The 17,828-nt window shown below is 65.1% G+C and carries 15 protein-coding genes; 5 read left to right on the top strand and 10 right to left on the bottom strand.

Annotated features, from left to right (window positions below; translation table 11 throughout):
- Positions 1-35: 35 nt before the first annotated feature.
- From QOL62_RS02015 to sdhC, 4 genes are all read right to left on the bottom strand, one after another.
- A complete protein-coding gene (locus QOL62_RS02015; RefSeq protein ID WP_283404986.1) occupies positions 36-623 on the bottom strand; it encodes an HdeD family acid-resistance protein in 588 nt (195 codons plus the stop codon).
- Between the two features lie 148 nt (positions 624-771).
- Positions 772-2,580 (bottom strand): succinate dehydrogenase flavoprotein subunit, encoded by a 1,809-nt coding sequence (gene sdhA / locus QOL62_RS02010; RefSeq protein WP_103728518.1) that lies wholly within the window; start codon positions 2,578-2,580, stop codon positions 772-774.
- On the bottom strand, positions 2,580-2,963 hold the full coding sequence (sdhD, locus tag QOL62_RS02005) for a succinate dehydrogenase, hydrophobic membrane anchor protein (protein WP_103728517.1): 384 nt from the start codon (positions 2,961-2,963) through the stop codon (positions 2,580-2,582). The genes sdhA and sdhD overlap by 1 nt, the downstream gene beginning before the upstream one ends.
- Positions 2,964-2,974: 11 nt before the next feature.
- Positions 2,975-3,370: a succinate dehydrogenase, cytochrome b556 subunit gene (gene sdhC / locus QOL62_RS02000; protein WP_103728516.1), complete on the bottom strand. Its 396-nt coding sequence runs from the start codon at positions 3,368-3,370 to the stop codon at positions 2,975-2,977.
- 148 nt (positions 3,371-3,518) lie between these two features.
- Between sdhC and bla the strand changes: the two genes are divergently transcribed.
- The 3 genes from bla to sciP all read left to right on the top strand — a co-directional run bounded on the left by bla (position 3,519) and on the right by sciP (position 5,836).
- On the top strand, positions 3,519-4,415 hold the full coding sequence (bla, locus tag QOL62_RS01995) for a subclass B3 metallo-beta-lactamase (RefSeq protein WP_283404985.1): 897 nt from the start codon (positions 3,519-3,521) through the stop codon (positions 4,413-4,415).
- Complete coding sequence (locus QOL62_RS01990; RefSeq protein ID WP_283404984.1) at positions 4,412-5,314, top strand: 50S ribosomal protein L11 methyltransferase; 903 nt, start codon at positions 4,412-4,414, stop codon at positions 5,312-5,314. The genes bla and QOL62_RS01990 overlap by 4 nt, the downstream gene beginning before the upstream one ends.
- Before the next feature lie 219 nt (positions 5,315-5,533).
- Entirely contained in the window at positions 5,534-5,836 is a 303-nt protein-coding gene (gene sciP / locus QOL62_RS01985; protein WP_283404983.1) for a CtrA inhibitor SciP, read from the top strand.
- Between the two features lie 71 nt (positions 5,837-5,907).
- Here the strand turns inward: sciP and ligA are convergent, their stop codons facing one another.
- From ligA to QOL62_RS01960, 5 genes are all read right to left on the bottom strand, one after another.
- Entirely contained in the window at positions 5,908-8,043 is a 2,136-nt protein-coding gene (ligA, locus tag QOL62_RS01980) for an NAD-dependent DNA ligase LigA (RefSeq protein WP_283404982.1), read from the bottom strand.
- Between the two features lie 101 nt (positions 8,044-8,144).
- Positions 8,145-8,795 carry a hypothetical protein gene (locus tag QOL62_RS01975; RefSeq protein WP_283404981.1) on the bottom strand — a complete coding sequence of 217 codons (651 nt, stop codon included), beginning with the start codon at positions 8,793-8,795 and terminating at the stop codon, positions 8,145-8,147.
- 16 nt (positions 8,796-8,811) lie between these two features.
- Entirely contained in the window at positions 8,812-10,476 is a 1,665-nt protein-coding gene (gene recN / locus QOL62_RS01970; protein ID WP_103728511.1) for a DNA repair protein RecN, read from the bottom strand.
- 123 nt (positions 10,477-10,599) lie between these two features.
- On the bottom strand, positions 10,600-13,092 hold the full coding sequence (locus QOL62_RS01965) for a TonB-dependent receptor (protein WP_283404980.1): 2,493 nt from the start codon (positions 13,090-13,092) through the stop codon (positions 10,600-10,602).
- A gap of 407 nt (positions 13,093-13,499) precedes the next feature.
- Entirely contained in the window at positions 13,500-14,294 is a 795-nt protein-coding gene (locus QOL62_RS01960; RefSeq protein ID WP_283404979.1) for an outer membrane protein assembly factor BamD, read from the bottom strand.
- Between the two features lie 204 nt (positions 14,295-14,498).
- Between QOL62_RS01960 and QOL62_RS01955 the strand changes: the two genes are divergently transcribed.
- Positions 14,499-16,271: a cation:proton antiporter domain-containing protein gene (locus QOL62_RS01955; RefSeq protein ID WP_283404978.1), complete on the top strand. Its 1,773-nt coding sequence runs from the start codon at positions 14,499-14,501 to the stop codon at positions 16,269-16,271.
- 8 nt (positions 16,272-16,279) lie between these two features.
- Here the strand turns inward: QOL62_RS01955 and QOL62_RS01950 are convergent, their stop codons facing one another.
- Positions 16,280-16,756 (bottom strand): Lrp/AsnC family transcriptional regulator, encoded by a 477-nt coding sequence (locus QOL62_RS01950; protein ID WP_283404977.1) that lies wholly within the window; start codon positions 16,754-16,756, stop codon positions 16,280-16,282.
- A gap of 95 nt (positions 16,757-16,851) precedes the next feature.
- Between QOL62_RS01950 and QOL62_RS01945 the strand changes: the two genes are divergently transcribed.
- Positions 16,852-17,814: a DMT family transporter gene (locus QOL62_RS01945; RefSeq protein ID WP_283404976.1), complete on the top strand. Its 963-nt coding sequence runs from the start codon at positions 16,852-16,854 to the stop codon at positions 17,812-17,814.
- The last annotated feature ends 14 nt before the right edge of the window (positions 17,815-17,828 follow it).

Raw genomic sequence — 17,828 nt, 5'->3', positions numbered from 1 at the left:
ACATCTGTAAATGTGAACGGCAGATGAATGGTTGGTCAGGCTTTGCGGAGGGCAAGCGCCAGTTGGATGAGGAATACCCCGCGCACGATGAAGCTGATCGCCACCAGGGTCGCTAGAAAAGCAAGGCCGACCCAGGCGCCGGAGAGCAGGAGAATGAACCCCAGCACAACGTCCAGACCACCAAGCAGAAGCCGCCAACCGCGATCCTCCCGCACGCGAAGGGCGAAGGCAATCTGGAACACGCCCGACAGGATCAGCCAGAAGCCGATCGCAACGACGAGTGAAAGTGCCCCCGCCACCGGGTTCGCAATCGCAAATACCCCCGCGAGAAGAGCGAGGATGCCCAGCAGCAGCTCTGTCCATCGGGCGCGTTTTGACAGGGCGGTCCAGCCAGCGGCCAACGCCGCCACGCCGCAAACCACCAGCGCGATACCCAGAAGCAGCCCTGTCGCGACGCCCGACACCAGCGGGTTCACAAGGACGATCAGCGCCACCAGCAGGAGCAGCAGACCGTAGGCCATCACCCAGCCCCACGAACTGCCGGGCGTCCTCTCGATCTGGCGGACGACGGGATCATGCCCCACGTCTGGAGTGAGCAGCGGATCTGGTTCGGTGCGTTCCATGACCGGTCCTTTCTGGACAACCCAATGCCCGAGCCATCTGGAAGTTGCCCGCTCCCGGTCCGTTCAGCCAAAAAAACGAAAAAGGGCGGCGTAGCCTTGCCGCTACGCCGCCCTCCTCTCGTTCACCGCATTGCGGCGAAATGCCGTATCAGTACACGCGTGCCTTGGGCTTGATGTACTCGACATCGTCCGTGAGCGTGTATTCGTGGACCGGACGGTAGTCGATGCGGACCTCGCCGCCCTTGCCGCCCCAGCCGTTGAACCAAGTTGCGGTGTGCTTCATCCACTCCGCATCGTCGCGGTTCGGGAAGTCCTCATGCGCGTGTGCGCCGCGGCTTTCCTTGCGGTTCTGTGCGCTATGAAGCGTCACGGTCGCCTGCGAGATCAGGTTGTCCAGCTCCATCGTCTCGACGAGGTCGGAGTTCCAGATCAGGCCACGGTCGCTGACGCTGATATCGTTCATCCGCTGATAAGTCTGCGCAAGCTTTTCCTTGCCTTCGACCATCAGCTCGTCGGTGCGGAACACCGCCGCGTGCAGCGACATGGTGCGCTGCATCTCGGTGCGGATTTCCGCCGTGGAGGAACCGCCCTTGGCGTGACGGAAGTGGTCGAGGCGCGTGAGGGCCAGGTCTGCCGAGTCCTTCGGCAGTTCCGGCTGCTTGGCTTCGGGCGTCAGCAGTTCCTTGAGGCGGTGGCCGGTAGCACGGCCGAACACCACGAGATCGATCAGCGAGTTCGAGCCCAGACGGTTCGCTCCGTGGACCGAGACGCAGGCCGCCTCGCCCACTGCGAAGAGACCCGGAACGACCGTTTCGGGGTTGCCGTCAGGACCGATGGTCATGACTTCGCCGTGGTAGTTCGTGGGAATGCCGCCCATGTTGTAGTGAACCGTGGGGACCACCGGCAGCGGCTGGCGCGTGAGATCCACGCCTGCGAAGATCTTGCCGCTCTCGGTGATGCCGGGCAGGCGCTCCGCCAGAACCTTGGGATCGATGTGATCGAGGTGCAGGTAGATATGGTCCTTGTGCGGACCGACGCCGCGGCCTTCGCGGATTTCCATCGCCATCGAGCGCGAGACAACGTCGCGGCTGGCAAGGTCCTTGGCCGACGGTGCATAGCGCTCCATGAAGCGCTCACCTTCGGAGTTGGTCAGGTAGCCGCCTTCGCCGCGCGCGCCCTCGGTGATGAGGACGCCGGCGCCGTAGATGCCGGTCGGATGGAACTGCACGAACTCCATGTCCTGCAGCGGCAGGCCGGCACGCAGCACCATGCCGCCGCCGTCGCCGGTGCAGGTATGGGCCGAGGTCGCGGTGAAGTAGCAGCGGCCATAGCCGCCGGTGGCCAGCACCACAGCCTGCGCGCGGAAGCGGTGAATCGTGCCGTCGTCCATGCACAGCGCGATCACGCCGACGCACTTCCCGTTCTCCATGATCAGGTCGATCGCGAAGTATTCGATGAAGAAGTCCGCCGCATACTTCAGCGACTGCTGGTACAGCGCATGAAGCATGGCGTGGCCGGTACGGTCGGCAGCCGCGCAAGTACGCTGTACCGGCGGGCCTTCGCCCATGTTCTGCATGTGGCCGCCGAAGGGGCGCTGGTAGATCGTACCGTCCGCGTTGCGGCTGAAGGGCACGCCTGCGTGCTCCAGTTCGTAGACCGCAGCCGGAGCCTCGCGCACCATGTACTCGATCGCATCCTGGTCACCCAGCCAGTCCGACCCCTTGACGGTGTCGTACATGTGCCAGGTCCAGTGGTCGGGCGTGTTGTTCTTGAGGCTGGCGGCAATGCCGCCCTGCGCCGCCACGGTGTGCGAGCGGGTCGGGAACACTTTGGTGATGCACGCCGTCCTCAGGCCGGCTTCGGCCGAACCCATGGTGGCGCGCAGGCCCGAACCGCCGGCGCCGACGACGACGGTGTCGTAAGTGTGGTCGATGATCTTGTATGCGGGCGCGGACATTATGCGTGAGCTCCCAGCGCGAGGCGAATGACGCAGAAGACGCCGAAGGCGCCGCCGCCGATGGCGGCCAGGTTAAGCGCGATCAGCAGGAACAGCTTGTTCGCGTCGTGGACGTAGTCTTCGATGAGGATCTGGAGACCGAGCCGGGCGTGCCAGAAGACCGAGACCACCAGCAGGATGATCATCACCGCCGGGACGGGCCGCGAGATCCACTCGACCACCGTGCCGTACGACATGTCAGGCAACAGCAGGATCGACACCACGAGGAAGAGGACAGTCAGCAGGTTGCTGAGGGCCGTGAAGCGGTGCACCAGCCAGTGATGCACGCCGCCCTTGGCCGAGCCGAGGCCGCGTACGCGACCGATGGAGGTTCCGTTACCCATGTTTCCTTACCTCAGCGAAGCAGCAGGATCGCCCAGAAGGCGATGGTCAGCAGCACGCCCGCGATCGGGCAGATGGTGGCCCAGGTCTTGTTGACCTTGAGCTCGTAACCTGCGCCGGTGTCCAGCACGAGGTGGCGAAGACCGCTGCACATGTGCGAGAAGAAAGCCCACGATATGCCCACGAGCACCAGGTAGCCGATCGGCGTCGTCATGGCCCAGGCGAACGTCGCGTAGGAAGCAGGGCCTCCCGCGAGCGCTCCGAGCCACCACAACAGCACACCGAGGCCTACAAGGGCCATGCCATCGCCGGTGATGCGATGCAGGATCGACACGAACATGTGCGGGCCCCACTTCCAGATCTGGAGGTGCGGCGAGAGCGGACGGTTCTTGGTCCCGGCATTTGCCATGGCGCTTACGAATCCCCTTGCCTGCGGCAGTGTCATGAACTGCCCTCATGGAAGCCCCCTTAGACAAATCGAGCCACGGTGCAAGGGTATCGCACCCATGCCCTTGCCGGACTGGTCACTGCTAAACCCGCGCTCTAAAGGAGCGCTCATGAATCGCAGTCTATTTATCGCCGGCCTGGGGATCGCTTCGGCTCTGGCTTCCCATGCCGCATACGGAGCGACGCCGGACACAGGTTCGCTCCCTGCCCTTGCGCAGGCCTGCGCCGGAAACGACGCGTGGGACGCCCCGGCTCCGCCTGCCCGCATATTCGGCAACACCTTCTACGTAGGCACGTGCGGCATCTCCGCCATCCTGGTGACCGGGAAAGAGGGCCACGTGCTCGTCGACGCCGGCGTGCCCGCGGCTGCGCCCCTGGTGCTCTCCAGCATCCGTCGCGCCGGCATCGACCCCAGGGACATCCGCTGGATCGTGACCAGCCACGAACATTTCGATCACGTCGGAGCGCTCGCGGCGCTTCAGAAGGCCACAGGTGCAAGGATAGCCGCACTGGCAACGCAGAAGGCGGCCCTGGAAAGCGGCCGCCCCCACAGGGATGATCCCCAGTTTGCCGTCCTTGACCCTATCGCGCCCGCAGTCGTCGCCCGTACGCTGAAGGACGCAGACACGGTGGCCGTCGGCTCCATCACCCTGACCGCCCATGCGACACCCGTCCACGCGCCCGGCTCGACAAGCTGGACCTGGCGATCCTGCGCAGGCGCAGGCAACTGCCGCACGATCACGTACGCCGACAGCTCCTCCACGATCTCCGCCGATGGATACCGGTTCAGCAATCACCCCGCCCGCGTGGCGCAGATCCGGCGCGGGCTGCCGGTCATGGCCGGCCTTCCCTGCGACATCCTCCTGACGCCCCATCCCGGCCAAAGCGCAATGATGGAGCGCTTCGCAGGCCGCAAACCCCTGTCGGATGCCAGCGCCTGCCGCGCTTACGCCAAGGCTGCGCAAGTGCGATTTGAAGACCGCCTTTCCGATGAGGGCCGCAAGTGAGCTGGAAAGTTACCGCATTCGCCCCCCGTCCCACTATCGAGGGCGCGCTTGTCGCTCATGAAGACGCTTGGGACTGGGATCCGGAGATCGTCCTGTCCGGACGCGAGGTTGCGGAGGACCAACCGGACGACTGGCAGCTCGAAGCCTGGCTCGATCGAGAGCCCACCAGCACGGATAAGCAGGCCATCCTGGCGCTGTTCGCGGAAGAGAGGCCTGATCTCCTCATCGAGGAACTGCCGGACACGGACTGGCTCGTCGCCAGCCAGGAAGGGCTGGAGCCCATCCGCGCCGGGCGTTTCCATGTCCACACGCCTGACCATCCCGCGTCTGAAGATCCCGCCGTCGTCGACTTCGTGATCCCGGCCAGTCAGGCGTTCGGCACCGGGCATCATGCCACCACCGCCGGCTGCCTTGCCATGCTCACGCACATGAAGGCGCAGGGGCTCGTGATTCGCAACTGCGCCGATATCGGAACCGGAACCGGCCTGCTCGCCTTCGCGGCGCTTGCCTTGTGGCCCCGCGCCCTCGCGACGGCCAGCGATATCGACGCTGTCTGCGTGGGTGTGGTGGAGGATAACGCGGCCGCCAACGGCGTGGCGATAGGCGCGCGTCCGGGCGAACTGGTGATGACGGTCGCGAACGGAATGGCCCATCCCGTCCTCGAAGCACGAGGGCCTTACGACCTCATCCTCGCCAATATCCTCGCGGGGCCGCTCGTTTCGCTTGCTCCCGACTTCGGCAAGGCCCTTGTGCCCGGCGGGCACCTGCTGCTGGCAGGCTTGCTGGAGACGCAGGAGGCGGCCGTGCGTGCAGCCTGCCGTAAGGCGGGGCTGCGCCTCGCCGCGCGGATGGTCAACGGGGACTGGTCCATCTTGTGGCTGCGCAAGCGACCCGCTTGATTTCATCCGCATCGGAGCACCCGAGCCGAGGGCTCCCGGAGAGGCGGTCCTGAACCGAAAGGATGATCTCGATCGATCTGGCGGCCACCCTGCCAAAGACGGGACGGCACGGGTTTGAACGTAAACGGACATTAACCAAATTCGGTGTTTCGCGTTTAAATGATTGCGGCGATGTTGGCAGACAGGGGGTTGGCCGCCACCACTCGAAAGGCACCAGCCATGGAAGATATCAAGACCGAGCGCCCGTCCGTGGTGATCGGGCCGCTCGGGGAGCCGCTAAGGGACGAGAACCTGCCGCCGCCCAACACCTCGCGCTGGGTGGTGCGGCGCAAGGCAGAGGTCGTCGCAGCGGTGAACGGCGGCCTGCTTTCGATCGCCGAGGCGTGCGAGCGCTATGGCCTGACGCTGGAAGAGTTCGCCTCCTGGCAGCGCTCTGTCGAGAGGGAGGGTATGGCGGGCCTGCGCGCCACGCGGGTGCAGCATTACCGCCAGGTTCATGAGCGGCGCGGTCGTTTCAGCTAAGGCTTCACGCCACGGGCGCCCCCTGCCCGTGGCGCCGTGCTGGCGGCTTCGCCGTGTCGGCTATGCCGCCTCTAGTCGGCCGTCCTGACGATCTCGGCCCAGGCGGCCTCGTCGATCACCTCGATGCCCAATTCGGCCGCCTTCTTCAGTTTCGATCCCGCACCTGGTCCGGCGACGACCAGATCCGTCTTCGGTGACACGGAACCGGCTGTCTTGGCGCCCAGCCGCTCCGCCTGAGCCTTGGCCTCATCGCGGCTCATTGTCTCCAGCTTGCCCGTAAAGACCACGAGTTTCCCGGAGACCGGGCTTTCCAGCGTCTCGACGATGTAAGGGGGCGGAGAAACTTCGCTCAGCAGGTCATCCCAGACCTGCCGGTTGTGCTCCTCGTGGAAGAAGTCGCCCAGCGCCTCCACCACCACGGGCCCGACGCCGTCAATCGATACGAGTTCGGCATAGGCGTCACTGGCATCGCGCGCGGCCGCTTCGCCGTCCTTCACATGCGCCTGTTCCGCCAGGGCGCGCAGCTGCGGCAAAGTGACGGCGCGCTTCATGAGGTCGCGGGCGGTGACGGCCCCCACGTGGCGAATGCCAAGTCCGAAAAGAAGCCGGGCCGCATCAGGCTGCCGCTTGCTTTCCACAGCTGCCAACAGGTTGTCCACAGACTTGTCCTTCCAGCCTTCGAGGGCAAGGATATCCTGCCTCCGCCGACGCAGACGGAAAATGTCCGCCGGGCTCTCGAGCCAGCCCCTGGCAAAAAACTCCTCGATGGTCTTCTCGCCCAGCCCTTCGATGTCGAGGGCGGCGCGGCTAACGAAGTGTTTCAGGCGCTCCGTGCGTTGCGCCGGGCACACGAGGCCCCCGGTGCAACGGACGTCCACCTCCCCCTCGGCCGCAACGGCCTCGGACCCGCACTGCGGGCAATGATCCGGGAAGGTATAGGGATCACGCGCCACCTCGCGGGTGAGGTTATCCACAACCTGTGGAATAACGTCGCCGGCGCGCTGCAGAACGACGCGGTCTCCCGGCCGCACACCGAGCCGCGCGATCTCGTCTCGGTTGTGCAGGGTGACGTTCGTCACGGTCACGCCGCCGACAAGCACGGGCTTGAGGCGACCGACCGGAGTCAACTTGCCCGTGCGGCCGACCTGGATGTCGATGGCTTCGAGCACGGTTTCCGCACGTTCGGCAGGGAACTTGTGCGCCAATCCCCAGCGCGGCGCTTTCGCCACGAATCCGAGCCGCTGCTGCAGATCGAGCCTGTCGACCTTGTACACCACGCCGTCGATCTCGAACGGCAGGGCGGCCCGCGCGTCGCGGATGGCACGATAGGCCTCGAGCATCTCTTCAAGTGAATTGCACAGGCGGAACTGCGGCGAGACCGGCAGCCCCCACCGCTCGATTCGACGGATCACCTCATGCTGCGTTTCGCCCGGCACCGCGCTCACCGCGCCCCAGCCGTGGGCCCAGAACCGCAAGGGTCGCTTCGCCGTGACGGCGGCATCTTTCTGCCGCAGCGACCCTGCGGCAGCGTTGCGGGGATTGGCGAATTGGCGGACCTTCGTGTCGTCGAACGCCTCCCCCCGCGCATCCGCCAGGGCGCGCGCGTCGTCCATCAGCTGGGCGTTGAGTGCGAGGAACGCAGCCTTCTCCATGTAGACCTCGCCGCGCACCTCGAAGACGTCTGGAACATCGTCGCCCCGCAGTTCCTGCACGATGTCGGCGATGTGCGCGACGTTGGGCGTGACATCCTCACCCACCTGCCCGTCCCCGCGCGTCGCAGCGCGAACAAGCCTGCCGTGCTCGTAGCGCAGGGAGCAGGACAGCCCATCGATCTTGTCCTCCGCCGTGACGGCAAGCGGGGCATCGGCCGGGAGGGAGAGGAACCGACGAACGCGGGCAAGAAACTCTGCCACTTCCTCATCGCTGAAGGCGTTGTCGAGGCTCATCATCCGCACGGCGTGCGTCACTTTGCCAAGCGGCGATGCACTGACTTCGTGTCCCACCTTGTTGGTGGGCGAATCCGCACGAACGAGGTGGGGGTAAGCCGCCTCAAGCGCGGCGTTGCGGCGGACCAGAGCGTCGTACTCCGCGTCCGCGATCTCCGGCGCATCCTCGACATGGTAGAGCCTGTTCGCCCGGTTGATCTGCCGCGCGAGGCGCATCAGTTCGTTGGCGGCTTCAGCTTCGGAAGGGAGGGTGTCAGTCATTGTCGAGGAGTCCGGGTGTGGTGGCGCATGGCCTTTGTCGCGCTCTAGCCTGCAGACGGCAAGAACGGGAAGCATCGTCTGCTACGGGCGGGGCGCCCCGCTTAGATGATGACGCGTGGCGGCGGCATCTGCTTGTCGAAGGCTTCGCCGGCATAAGGCCCTTCGCGCCCGACCCAATGAAGAAATACGTGAGCAGACCAGTCGTTCGGATTGGGAGTCGTGCGACCGTGGTGATGATGGACGCCCTGGTACAGCACGGCGTCGCCCGCGTTCATGGCGACCGAGCCCGTCGCCTCCTCCGCACCGAAACCGGCGTCCGCGCGTTCGTAAGGCCTCTCGACCCGCTGCGATGCAACTTCGAGGGCCCAGGGCCGGTCATGCGAGTAGGCCAGCGTCAGCGAGAGCGAATGCTCGCAGGCATAGCGATCCCCGTGCACGCGGCAGATGTCTCCGCCCCGATAGAGCCGGAAATAGGCGTAAGTGGGCAGGATCGGCTCGCCCACCAGCCGTTCTATGGCGGGCGTCATACCCCAGTGAAACGTGGCCAGTGGCGCATAGTGAAACCCGTAGATCTCACTGGCGGCCTGCCTCAGCAGCGGTCCTTCCCGGCGAAGCTGTTCCAGGCTGACACCTTGCTGGCGAAGGTCCGCCTGCATCCGGGCCATGAAGCCGTTGGCCACCTCCCTGGGCAGGAAAGCGGGAAGCGGCGCATAGCCATCGCGCCGGTAAGCGGCTGTTACGTCATCCGTCACAAGCTATTCCTTCGTTTCAGGCCCGGACGAGGAGTCGGTCGGCCTGTGCACGCGCTTCGTCGGTCACTTCGGCCCCGGAGAGCATGCGGGCGATTTCTTCCTTCCGCTCGGCGGCGCTCAACGGCGTGACGGAGGTGCGCGTGACCGTTCCCTGGCTCGATTTCGCGATCATGTAATGGCGATCTCCCCGTGCCGCGACCTGCGGAGAGTGAGTCACGGCCAGAAGCTGCCCGTTCGCCGCCAGGCGGGCCAGCCGCTCGCCAATGGCGTCGGCCACGGCACCGCCGACGCCCCGGTCGATTTCGTCGAAGATTACAGTCGCGGCGCCGCCCTCTTCCGCGAGCGCCACCTTCAACGCGAGAATGAAGCGCGAAAGCTCTCCGCCACTGGCGATCTTGCCCAGAGGCGCGAAGTCCGAGCCCGGGTTGGTGCTGATGAGAAACTCTACCGCATCCATTCCCGAGGCACTCCAACGCTCCTCCGGCAGCCGCACGACCGAGGTCCGGAAACGGGCCGCGTCGAGCTTCAATGGCGCCAGTTCGGCGGCTACTGCGGCGTCGAGCCGACGCGCCGCTGCGCGGCGCACGTCATGCAGCGCGCCCGCCTTTTCCCTATAGGCCAGACCCGCCTTCTGCGCGGCCTTCTCCAGCTCGACGATATGCTCGTTCCCGCCCTCGATATCGTCGAGAGCTGCCCGCATCTCGGCCATCTTCACCGGAAGATCGTCCACCTGGCAGCCGTGCTTGCGGGCGGCGGCGCGCAGGTCGAACAGGCGCGTCTCGATTCGGTCCAGTTCCGCCGGATCGAAGGCGAGCGCTTCTGCCGCGCGTTCCAGCTTGTCCTCAGCCTCTCCGGCTTCGATCACCGCACGGTCCAGCGCCGCGAGCGCTTCTCCCAGAAGCTCATGCTCACCTGCGATGCGGTCCAGCCGACGCGCCGCACCGCGCAAGTTCGCGAGCGCCGAATCGGACCCGCTCCAGAGGTGCTGCAGCGCGGCCAGGTCATCCGCCAGCTTCTCCCCCTTCTGCATGTCCGCCCGTGCATTCGCGAGCAACTCCTCCTCCCCCGCTTCGGGGGCAAGCTGGGTGAGTTCGGCCAGATGCGCCAGCAGCAGGTCCTGATCCTCGGCGGCCCGCAACACACGATCCCGGGCGAGATCGAGCACGTCCTGCGCCGCGCGCCACGCCTTCCACGCCGCCTCGACCTCGACCACTTCACCACCGGCGAACCGATCCAGCAAGGCGCGGTGCCCGCGGGCGTTGACGAGCCCGCGATCATCGTGCTGCCCATGGATCTCCACCAGCGCGGGAGCGATTTCGCGAAGCAAGGCGACACTTACGCTCTGATCGTTGAGGAAGGCCTTCGACCCGCCATCGGCACGAAGCTGCCGTTTGAGGATGAGCGGTTCACCGGGTTCAAGCTCCAGCCCCGCCTCGTCGATCACGGTCAGGACCGATGCAGGCAGCGCGGAAACGTCGAAGCTGGCCGTCACGCTCGCGCGGTCCTCTCCCCCGCGGACGAGGCCGCTGTCGGCGCGGTTTCCCAGCACGAGTCCCAGGGCATCGAGGAGAATCGATTTACCCGCACCCGTTTCGCCGGTCAGCACGCCGAGCCCTCGGGCGAAATCAAGATCGAGAGCCTCGATCAGGACGATGTTACGGATGGAAAGCCGACTGAGCATGTTCGCCAAGCGTTCTAGCGGATGGCGAAAGCCTCGTCACCCCGCTTCGCGACCTTGTGTGTGCAGTCGTGGAAAGTGACGGGACGGGCGGAGTCGAAGCCCCACCCGTGCCTTCGGCCATCCTCAGAAGTTCGACTTGATCGTGAAGCCCCAGGTCCGGGGATCGCCCGGAAGACCGGCGATGAGGCCGGTGTTGCCCGGTCCGACGAAGAGCTGCTCGAAGTAGTCCTCGTCGAAGGCGTTGCGCAACCAGGCGTAGACATCGAAGCCGCCCTCGGTCCGGAAACCCGCCCGGAAGTTGTGCAGGCTGTAGCCGTCGATCCAGGTATAGGCCGAGGGGCTGGGATTGGACGAGAAGTTCGTGCGGACACTGCCATCATAGCCGAAGTAGACCTCGCCCTCGCGACCCAGGAGCGACACCGGCCTGTTCGCCTCCGCGCCGAACGAGAACGACCACTCCGAGATGCCGGGGAGACGCTCTCCGGAGATGTCGCAGTTCGCGGGGCTGAGGCCGGGCGTGCCCGGAGCCGCCGGAACCTGGCCCACTTGCGCGGTCGTACCGCCGGAAAGCTCAGGCGGGCACGGCGCATCGACGAACTTGCGGTACGTGGCGTCCGTGTAGGCACCGTTGGCATAGGCGTTGAACCGCTCGCTGGGACGGATCGAGAAATCCACCTCAACGCCTTGCGATCGCACCGCACCGGCATTGGCGAGATAGCCGCGAAGGACGCCGAACTGGCCGTTGTTCACGTTCGCCTGGTAGTTCTTGATGTCCGTCCGGAAGATCGAGAGATTGAAGGTCGCCTTCCGATCCCAGAACTGCGTCTTGAGCCCTGCCTCGTAGTGGTAGACCGATTCGGGCTTTACGGTCGCCACATCGTAGAGAGGCGTCACGTTGTCCTGTGCAAGCGGCACGCCGTTCTGATTGATGCCGCCCGACTTGAAGGACTTTGCGTAGGTGGCATAGACCAGCACGTCCGGCGCAACCTTGTAGCTGGCGGTAAAGTCGTAGCTGAAGTTCCAGTCGCTGAAGCTTGGCGAGATTTCCTGCGGCGTGAAGATCGCCAGCTGCGCCGCCTGCAACGCGGTGGGGGTGCGGGTCGCCAGCACTTCGTTGCCGGCGGCGTCGAACACCCGCCGCTGATAGAAACCTTCCTTCTTGTCGTAGTTCAGGCGGACGCCCGGCTGAAGGGTGAGTTCCGGCGTCACGTGCCAGCTCAGCTGCCCGTAGAGCGCGGCGCTGGTGTTCTTGAGGTACTGGGTGTTGTAGGCAACCAGCCCGTTCAGCGTCGCCGGATCGTTCGACAGCGGGTTCGACGGGGCTATGCTCCAGCGGCTCGACGCGGCGCCATGTTCCTCGGTGCCTTGCGTGTCGATGCGCTGGTAGAACCCGAAGGCGCCCACGACGAAGTCGATCGTGTCGCTGCTGTAGCTGTACCGCAGCTCCTGTGTGTACTGGTCCTGCTGCGAGGGGTTCTGCGACTTGCTGACGATCGGCAGGCCCGTGAAGTCACGGTCGTTCGACGGGTCCCAGTCCCAGAACCGCCATGCCGTGATGGACGTCAGCGTACCGGGCCCCACCTCCCACTTCACACGCAAAGAGGCGCCGCCGATCTTGTTCTCGGCCTGCAGCGGCGTGTCGAGATCGGTCCTGCGATCGAAGGGGTCGCGGCTAACGGGCGCGTAACCCTGCGCCGCCGCTAGAGCCTCGAACTGGCGGTTGAGCGCGCGCTGGGTTGCCCCCGTCCGGACGTAGACCGATCCGCAGCAGTTGGCGTCCTGCGCGCTGAAATCGCCGGCAAGCGTAATGTCCAGCGTCTCGGTCGGCGTCCACAGCAGCTGTCCGCGAAGTCCCAGATTGTCCTGGCTCTGGATCCACTGGCTTGTGGTGACATTGTAGATGGTGCCACGCCGGTCCGTGGTGGAGATCGCGAGGCGCGCCGCCACGGTTTCACTCAAGGGGCCGGAGATCGCCGCCTTGGCCTGCTTGAAGTTGTAGTTGCCGAGCGAAACTTCCGCCTTTCCTTCGAAATCGAAGGTAGGCTGGTTCGTCGTGATGTTGATGGCGCCTGCCGTGGTGTTCTTGCCGTAAAGTGTACCTTGCGGACCGCGCAGCACCTCGACCTGCGCGACGTCAAGGAAGTCGAAAGTCGCGGAAGCCACGCGCGAGTTGTAGACATCGTCCACATAGATGCCGACGCCCTGCTCGATGCCATCGTTGGTCAACCCGAAAGGCACGCCCAGTCCGCGGATGTTGACCGCCGTGTTGCGCGGATTCGAGGAGTAGAACTGGAGCGTGGGCGTCAGCTGCTGCAGGCGGCCGACGTTGAACGAGCCCGTGGCGTCGATGTGTTCGCCGCCAACGACTGAGATGGCGACGGGAACGTCCTGGCTCGATTCCTGCCGGCGTCGGGCAGTGACGAAGATTTCGCCGCTTCGGTCGCTGGCCCCGGTCCCTACGGAGCTGGGGCTTTCCTGCGGTGCTTCGGCAGCGACGGTAGCAGCGGCCGCCGTGGCAGTTGGTTCCATGATGTCGGCGCGGGCCGGCACGATACCGGTAGCCGCGGACGCAAGAGTGGTCGTGGCAAGCAGAATGCTGCGGACAAACGAAGTCATGTTCAAATCCTTTGTCAGGGAATTGAATGCATCCGGCTGTCCGGTTTGCACCTGCTGTTCGGCCGCCCCCTCCGGGCCGGCAGGTATGGCGCGCTGTCCGGATCGGCGGCTTCGTGGTCGAATGCCGGGCCGGACTGATGTGAGAGTGGGAAATCAGGAAGCGCGCCTATGCGCCCCCCTGGTGCCGTCTCCCTCGTTCTGCGCTGTTGAGTCTTACATCTCAAGCAATGGGGTAGACAATAGATTTCAGCTATCGCGCCCTAAAGCGCAACTGCATTCCAGTTCGTGACAGGAAGCAGGCACGCGCTTTCGCACCGCGGCTTCAGGCAAACCCGGCGTGATGCGGTAAACCCGCGAGGATCAAGCGCTCTTGAGGATGATTCGCGCGGCTGAACCGCGCGTCCCGATCACGCCGCGACGTTTTCCGGCGCGTGCTTGGCCATCAGCTTGTAGGCACGGGCGTACCACGAGCTGCGGGGATAGTTCTCTTCCAGAACTGCAGCGGCCTTCTGCGCCTCTTCCGGGATGCCCAGAGAGAGATAGCCCTCAACCAGACGGTACAGCGCCTCGGGCGTATGGCTGGTGGTCTGGAAATTATCGACCACATTGCGGAAGCGCAGCGTCGCGGCGAGCCACTTGCCGCTGCGTTCGTAGGAACGACCGATGGTCATCTCCTTACCCGCGAGGTGATCGTTCACGAGGTCGATCTTGAGCTGTGCGTCGCGCGCATACGTCGTGCCGGGGTAGCGACGCATCACGTCGGTGAGCGCCTGCTTGGCCTGCTCCGTCGCCTTTTGATCGCGGGTCACGTCGCTGATCTGTTCATAGTAGCAGATCGCGATGAGATAATATGCGTAGGGCGCATCCTTGTTGCCGGGATGGATCGACAAGAAACGCTGCGCGGACTGAATAGCCTTGTTGTAGTCGCGTGCGGCGTAATAGCTGAACGCGCTCATCAGCTGGGCGCGGCGCGCCCACGGCGAATAGGGATGCTGACGCTCGACTTCGTCGAACAGCGCTGCCGCCTGTCGCGTGCGACCCGTGTTGAGGCGCTCCTGCGCAGCCGCGTAAAGCGTATCCACGTCACGTGCCACGTAAGCGGTGTCGCGGCTTTTGGCGCGTCCGCCGCATCCGGCAGTGAGAACGATCGCCCCTGCGGCGGCGACGAGAAAGGCGGTCTTGAGCGACGAGCGTGCGGTCATGGGACGGGTCTATAGCCAGCGCTTTGCTGAACGCCAAGTGAAGTTGCGCAGACCGGGAACAGCGAGCAGGGAAATGTCCCGAGTCTGTTCGTCCCTTCGACCCCGCCCCGCCCTCGGCGGGAAGGCGGCAGTCGAGGCGGGCAGATCAAAAAACCGGGAAACTTGCCGTTTCCTAGAAGGCGACGCTGCCCTAGTCTGCCAAGAATGTCCGGCAGCCACGACCTCTATTCTCCCGTCATGTCCGACGCCCTGGTGATCCTGGGCGCAGCGGGCATCGTCATCCCGGTTTTCAATCGTTTCCGCATCACGCCGGTCATCGGCTTCATCCTGGTGGGGCTTCTGGTGGGGCCGTTCGGCCTCGGTCGCCTGGTATTCGACCACCCCTGGCTTCACTACATCACCATCACCGATCCCGAAGGTCTGGAGATCTTCGCCGAGTTCGGCATCATCCTGCTTCTGTTTTCCATCGGCCTGGAACTGTCCTTCGCGCGCCTGTGGGACATGCGCCGGATGGTGTTCGGCCTCGGGTCGCTTGAACTCGTGGTCATTTCTGCGTCCCTGACCTTTATCCTTGCGGCGATCGGGCAGAGCTTTTCCGGTGCCCTGGCTCTGGGCCTTGCCCTTGCCCTCTCCTCGACCGCGCTGGTCCTCAAGATCACGGAGGCGACGACACCGGTCGGCAAGGCTGCGCTGGCCATGCTCCTGCTGGAGGACATCGCCCTCGTTCCGATCATCTTCCTTCTGGGCGCCCTCGGGCCGAGTGCGGGGGGCGGCGTGAACGCTCTGCTCGACACCCTGCTGTGGGGCACGATTGTCATCGTCGGCCTTCTGTTCTTCGGCCGCTATCTCCTGCCGCCGCTGTTCGCGCAGGCGGCCCGGACCAAGAGCCCTGAGCTTTTCCTAGCCGCAAGTCTGCTGGTCGTGATCGTCGCGTCTCTGGCAACGGCCGCAGCCGGACTTTCGCCGATCGTCGGCGCCCTTGTCGCGGGCCTGCTGATCGCTGAGACCGAGTATCACTCAGAGGTCGAACAGATTACCGAGCCCTTCAAGGGCCTTGCTCTCGGCGTGTTCCTCATCACCATCGGCATGAGCATCGACCTTGCCGTCGTGTGGGAGAATCTCGCCTCGATCGTCACCGCCACCGTGGCCGTGATCCTGCTCAAGGCTTTCGTCACCGGCGTCATGCTGCGCGTCATGGGGGCCCGTCGCGGCACCGCGATGGAGGCCGGCATTCTCATGTCGAGCCCATCGGAGACCACGCTGATCGTGCTCACGGCGGCCGCGACTGCGCAGCTGATCCAGCCGGGGACCGCGCAGTTCTGGCAGATCGTGACAGCGTTGGGCCTGATGGTGACCCCTCTGCTCGCCATGCTCGGCAAGGTCATGGCAAAGCGGGTCGACCGCGCCGAAACGCCTCACCGGCCGCCCGAAGACCAGACAAAGCCGCCCACGCTGATCGTGGGGTTTGGCCGCGTGGGTCATCTGGTGGCCGATATGCTGACGCGTCACGGCCGCCCCTATCTCGCGATCGACAGCGACGCCGATCTTGTCGCGCAGGGAAGACGGCTCGGTTACTCGGTGGCGTTCGGGAACGCTGGACGTGGAGACGCGCTCCTGCGCCTGGGAGCAGCCGATTCGGCAGCGGTCATCCTTACGATGGACGAGCCGGTTACCGCCCAGCGCATCGTGCGCAAATTGCGCATGCAGTTTCCGGACCTGCCGATCCTCGCCCGCGCCCGCGACGCCGACCACGCCGCGCAGCTCTACCGCGCAGGGGCGAGCTATGCGGTGCCGGAGACACTGGAAAGCTCACTCCAGCTGTCCGAAGCCGCGCTGGTTGAAACCGGCGTGGCCATGGGACCGGTCATCGCCTCCATTCACGAGAAGAGGGACGAGTTCCGCCAGATGATTATGGAGGAGGGCGGCCTGGCCGAGAAGCCGTCGCTGAAGACCGGGCAACTGCGCCAGTCCGCCTAAGTCGCCCTTCACGGAACGAGCAGCTCGGCCCCGCTCTTCACGCGATCGAGCGCCACCAGCGTACGGAAGCTCGCGACCCATTCGTGGTCCGAGAACAGGCGGCGCGTCAGGGCTTCGTACGCCCGCATGCCCGCCGTGACGATGATCAGTACGAAGCTGGTGCCGCCGGTCGTATAGTAGCATTGCTGTACCTCCGGCGTCCCTCGGAACAGCGTCTTGGCGCGATCGATGCTGGCCGTGCGCTCATCGCGAAGGAAGACTTCCACAACCGCCGTCACGCCCAGCGACAGCGCCTCCGGATCCACGATCGCCACGTTGGCAGCAATGACACCGGATTTTTCCATCGCCGCGATACGGCGCTGCACCGCAGCGGCCGAAAGATTGACAGCTTCTGCGATCGTGCGCTGCGGGGTCTTGTTGTCGCGCTGCAGGATACGCAGAATGGCACGGTCGAAGGCATCGATATCGTCAGGTTTGCGCGGCATAACCGAGTGATTGTTGCAATCAGGGGGTAAATCAAGAGCGCAAAACCCGATCACATCCGTGTAATCGCTCGGTGTCCTTCCGGTGGAAAGCAGACATGGCCACTTCTGTCGAACATATTGGCGCCTCATCCTCCGCCGGTGCGACCGCTCGCGGCGTGCTGGCGGGAGCCGGCGCGGGGGCCTTGTGGGGGCTGGTCTTCCTTGCTCCCGAACTCGCGGCGGGGTTCGGGCCGCTGCAGCTCTCCATCGGGCGCTACCTGTGCTATGGTGCGGCGTCCGTTGCACTGATCGCGCCCCGGCTGCGCGCCGTCCTTGCAGCGCTGAAGCGGCGGGAATGGCTCAGTCTCGCCTGGCTCGCGCTCACCGGGAACATCGTCTACTACATCTTCCTTGCCGCCGCGGTGCAATCCGGAGGTGCCGCGCTCACCTCGCTGGTGATGGGCTTCCTTCCCGTGCTCGTCACCGTGATCGGCAGCCGAGACCACGGCGCTGTTCCACTCACCCGTTTGCTGCCTTCGCTTCTGCTCTGCGTGGCGGGCGGCGTCTGTATCGGGTGGCAGGCTCTCGCAGCGCCCTCGTCCGCCGCCACGGCGGATCGCCTTCTCGGCCTTGGTTACGCCGTCTGCGCGCTTGCATCGTGGACCACGTTCGCCGTCGCCAACGTGCGCTGCCTCTTTCGAACGCGGCTCTCCGTGCATGAGTGGAACCTGCTTACCGGTCTCCTCACCGGCGGCCTTGCCATGCTGCTCGTGCCTATATCGGTCTTCATGGATGACTGGAGCCGGCCGGCGGCCGAATGGCTGGTGCTGGCCGGCACCTCGACCGGCGTTGCCCTGCTGGCCTCCATCCTTGGCAACGCCTTGTGGAACCGAGCCAGCCGGCTGCTTCCCCTCACGCTGGTCGGGCAGATGATCCTGTTCGAAACGCTGTTCGCGCTGCTTTATGCCTTCGCTTGGGAAGGTCGCCTTCCGACGGCGCTTGAGGTTGGCGCCTTCGGGCTGATCACGGCCGGGGTCGTCAGCTGCCTTTCAGCGCACCGACGCCCCTCGCCCGTCTGACGCGGGCTGCCTTT

It is taken from the genome of Novosphingobium panipatense (genome assembly GCF_900182875.1).
Taxonomy (GTDB): domain Bacteria; phylum Pseudomonadota; class Alphaproteobacteria; order Sphingomonadales; family Sphingomonadaceae; genus Novosphingobium; species Novosphingobium panipatense.
The sequence above is the reverse complement of the archived record's forward strand: the minus strand, read 5'-3'. Positions and strand labels throughout refer to the sequence as shown.

Excerpts from the sequence above, each read along its gene's own strand:
- sdhD (WP_103728517.1), bottom strand. The coding sequence starts at position 2,963 with ATGGGTAACGGAACCTCCATCGGTCGCGTACGCGGCCTCGGCTCGGCC.
- QOL62_RS01945 (WP_283404976.1), top strand. The coding sequence starts at position 16,852 with ATGGCCACTTCTGTCGAACATATTGGCGCCTCATCCTCCGCCGGTGCG.
- QOL62_RS01955 (WP_283404978.1), top strand. The coding sequence starts at position 14,499 with ATGTCCGGCAGCCACGACCTCTATTCTCCCGTCATGTCCGACGCCCTG.
- sdhC (WP_103728516.1), bottom strand. The coding sequence starts at position 3,370 with ATGGCAAATGCCGGGACCAAGAACCGTCCGCTCTCGCCGCACCTCCAG.
- QOL62_RS01960 (WP_283404979.1), bottom strand. The coding sequence starts at position 14,294 with ATGACCGCACGCTCGTCGCTCAAGACCGCCTTTCTCGTCGCCGCCGCA.
- QOL62_RS01950 (WP_283404977.1), bottom strand. The coding sequence starts at position 16,756 with ATGCCGCGCAAACCTGACGATATCGATGCCTTCGACCGTGCCATTCTG.
- QOL62_RS02015 (WP_283404986.1), bottom strand. The coding sequence starts at position 623 with ATGGAACGCACCGAACCAGATCCGCTGCTCACTCCAGACGTGGGGCAT.
- recN (WP_103728511.1), bottom strand. The coding sequence starts at position 10,476 with ATGCTCAGTCGGCTTTCCATCCGTAACATCGTCCTGATCGAGGCTCTC.
- ligA (WP_283404982.1), bottom strand. The coding sequence starts at position 8,043 with ATGACTGACACCCTCCCTTCCGAAGCTGAAGCCGCCAACGAACTGATG.
- sdhA (WP_103728518.1), bottom strand. The coding sequence starts at position 2,580 with ATGTCCGCGCCCGCATACAAGATCATCGACCACACTTACGACACCGTC.
- bla (WP_283404985.1), top strand. The coding sequence starts at position 3,519 with ATGAATCGCAGTCTATTTATCGCCGGCCTGGGGATCGCTTCGGCTCTG.
- sciP (WP_283404983.1), top strand. The coding sequence starts at position 5,534 with ATGGAAGATATCAAGACCGAGCGCCCGTCCGTGGTGATCGGGCCGCTC.
- QOL62_RS01965 (WP_283404980.1), bottom strand. The coding sequence starts at position 13,092 with ATGACTTCGTTTGTCCGCAGCATTCTGCTTGCCACGACCACTCTTGCG.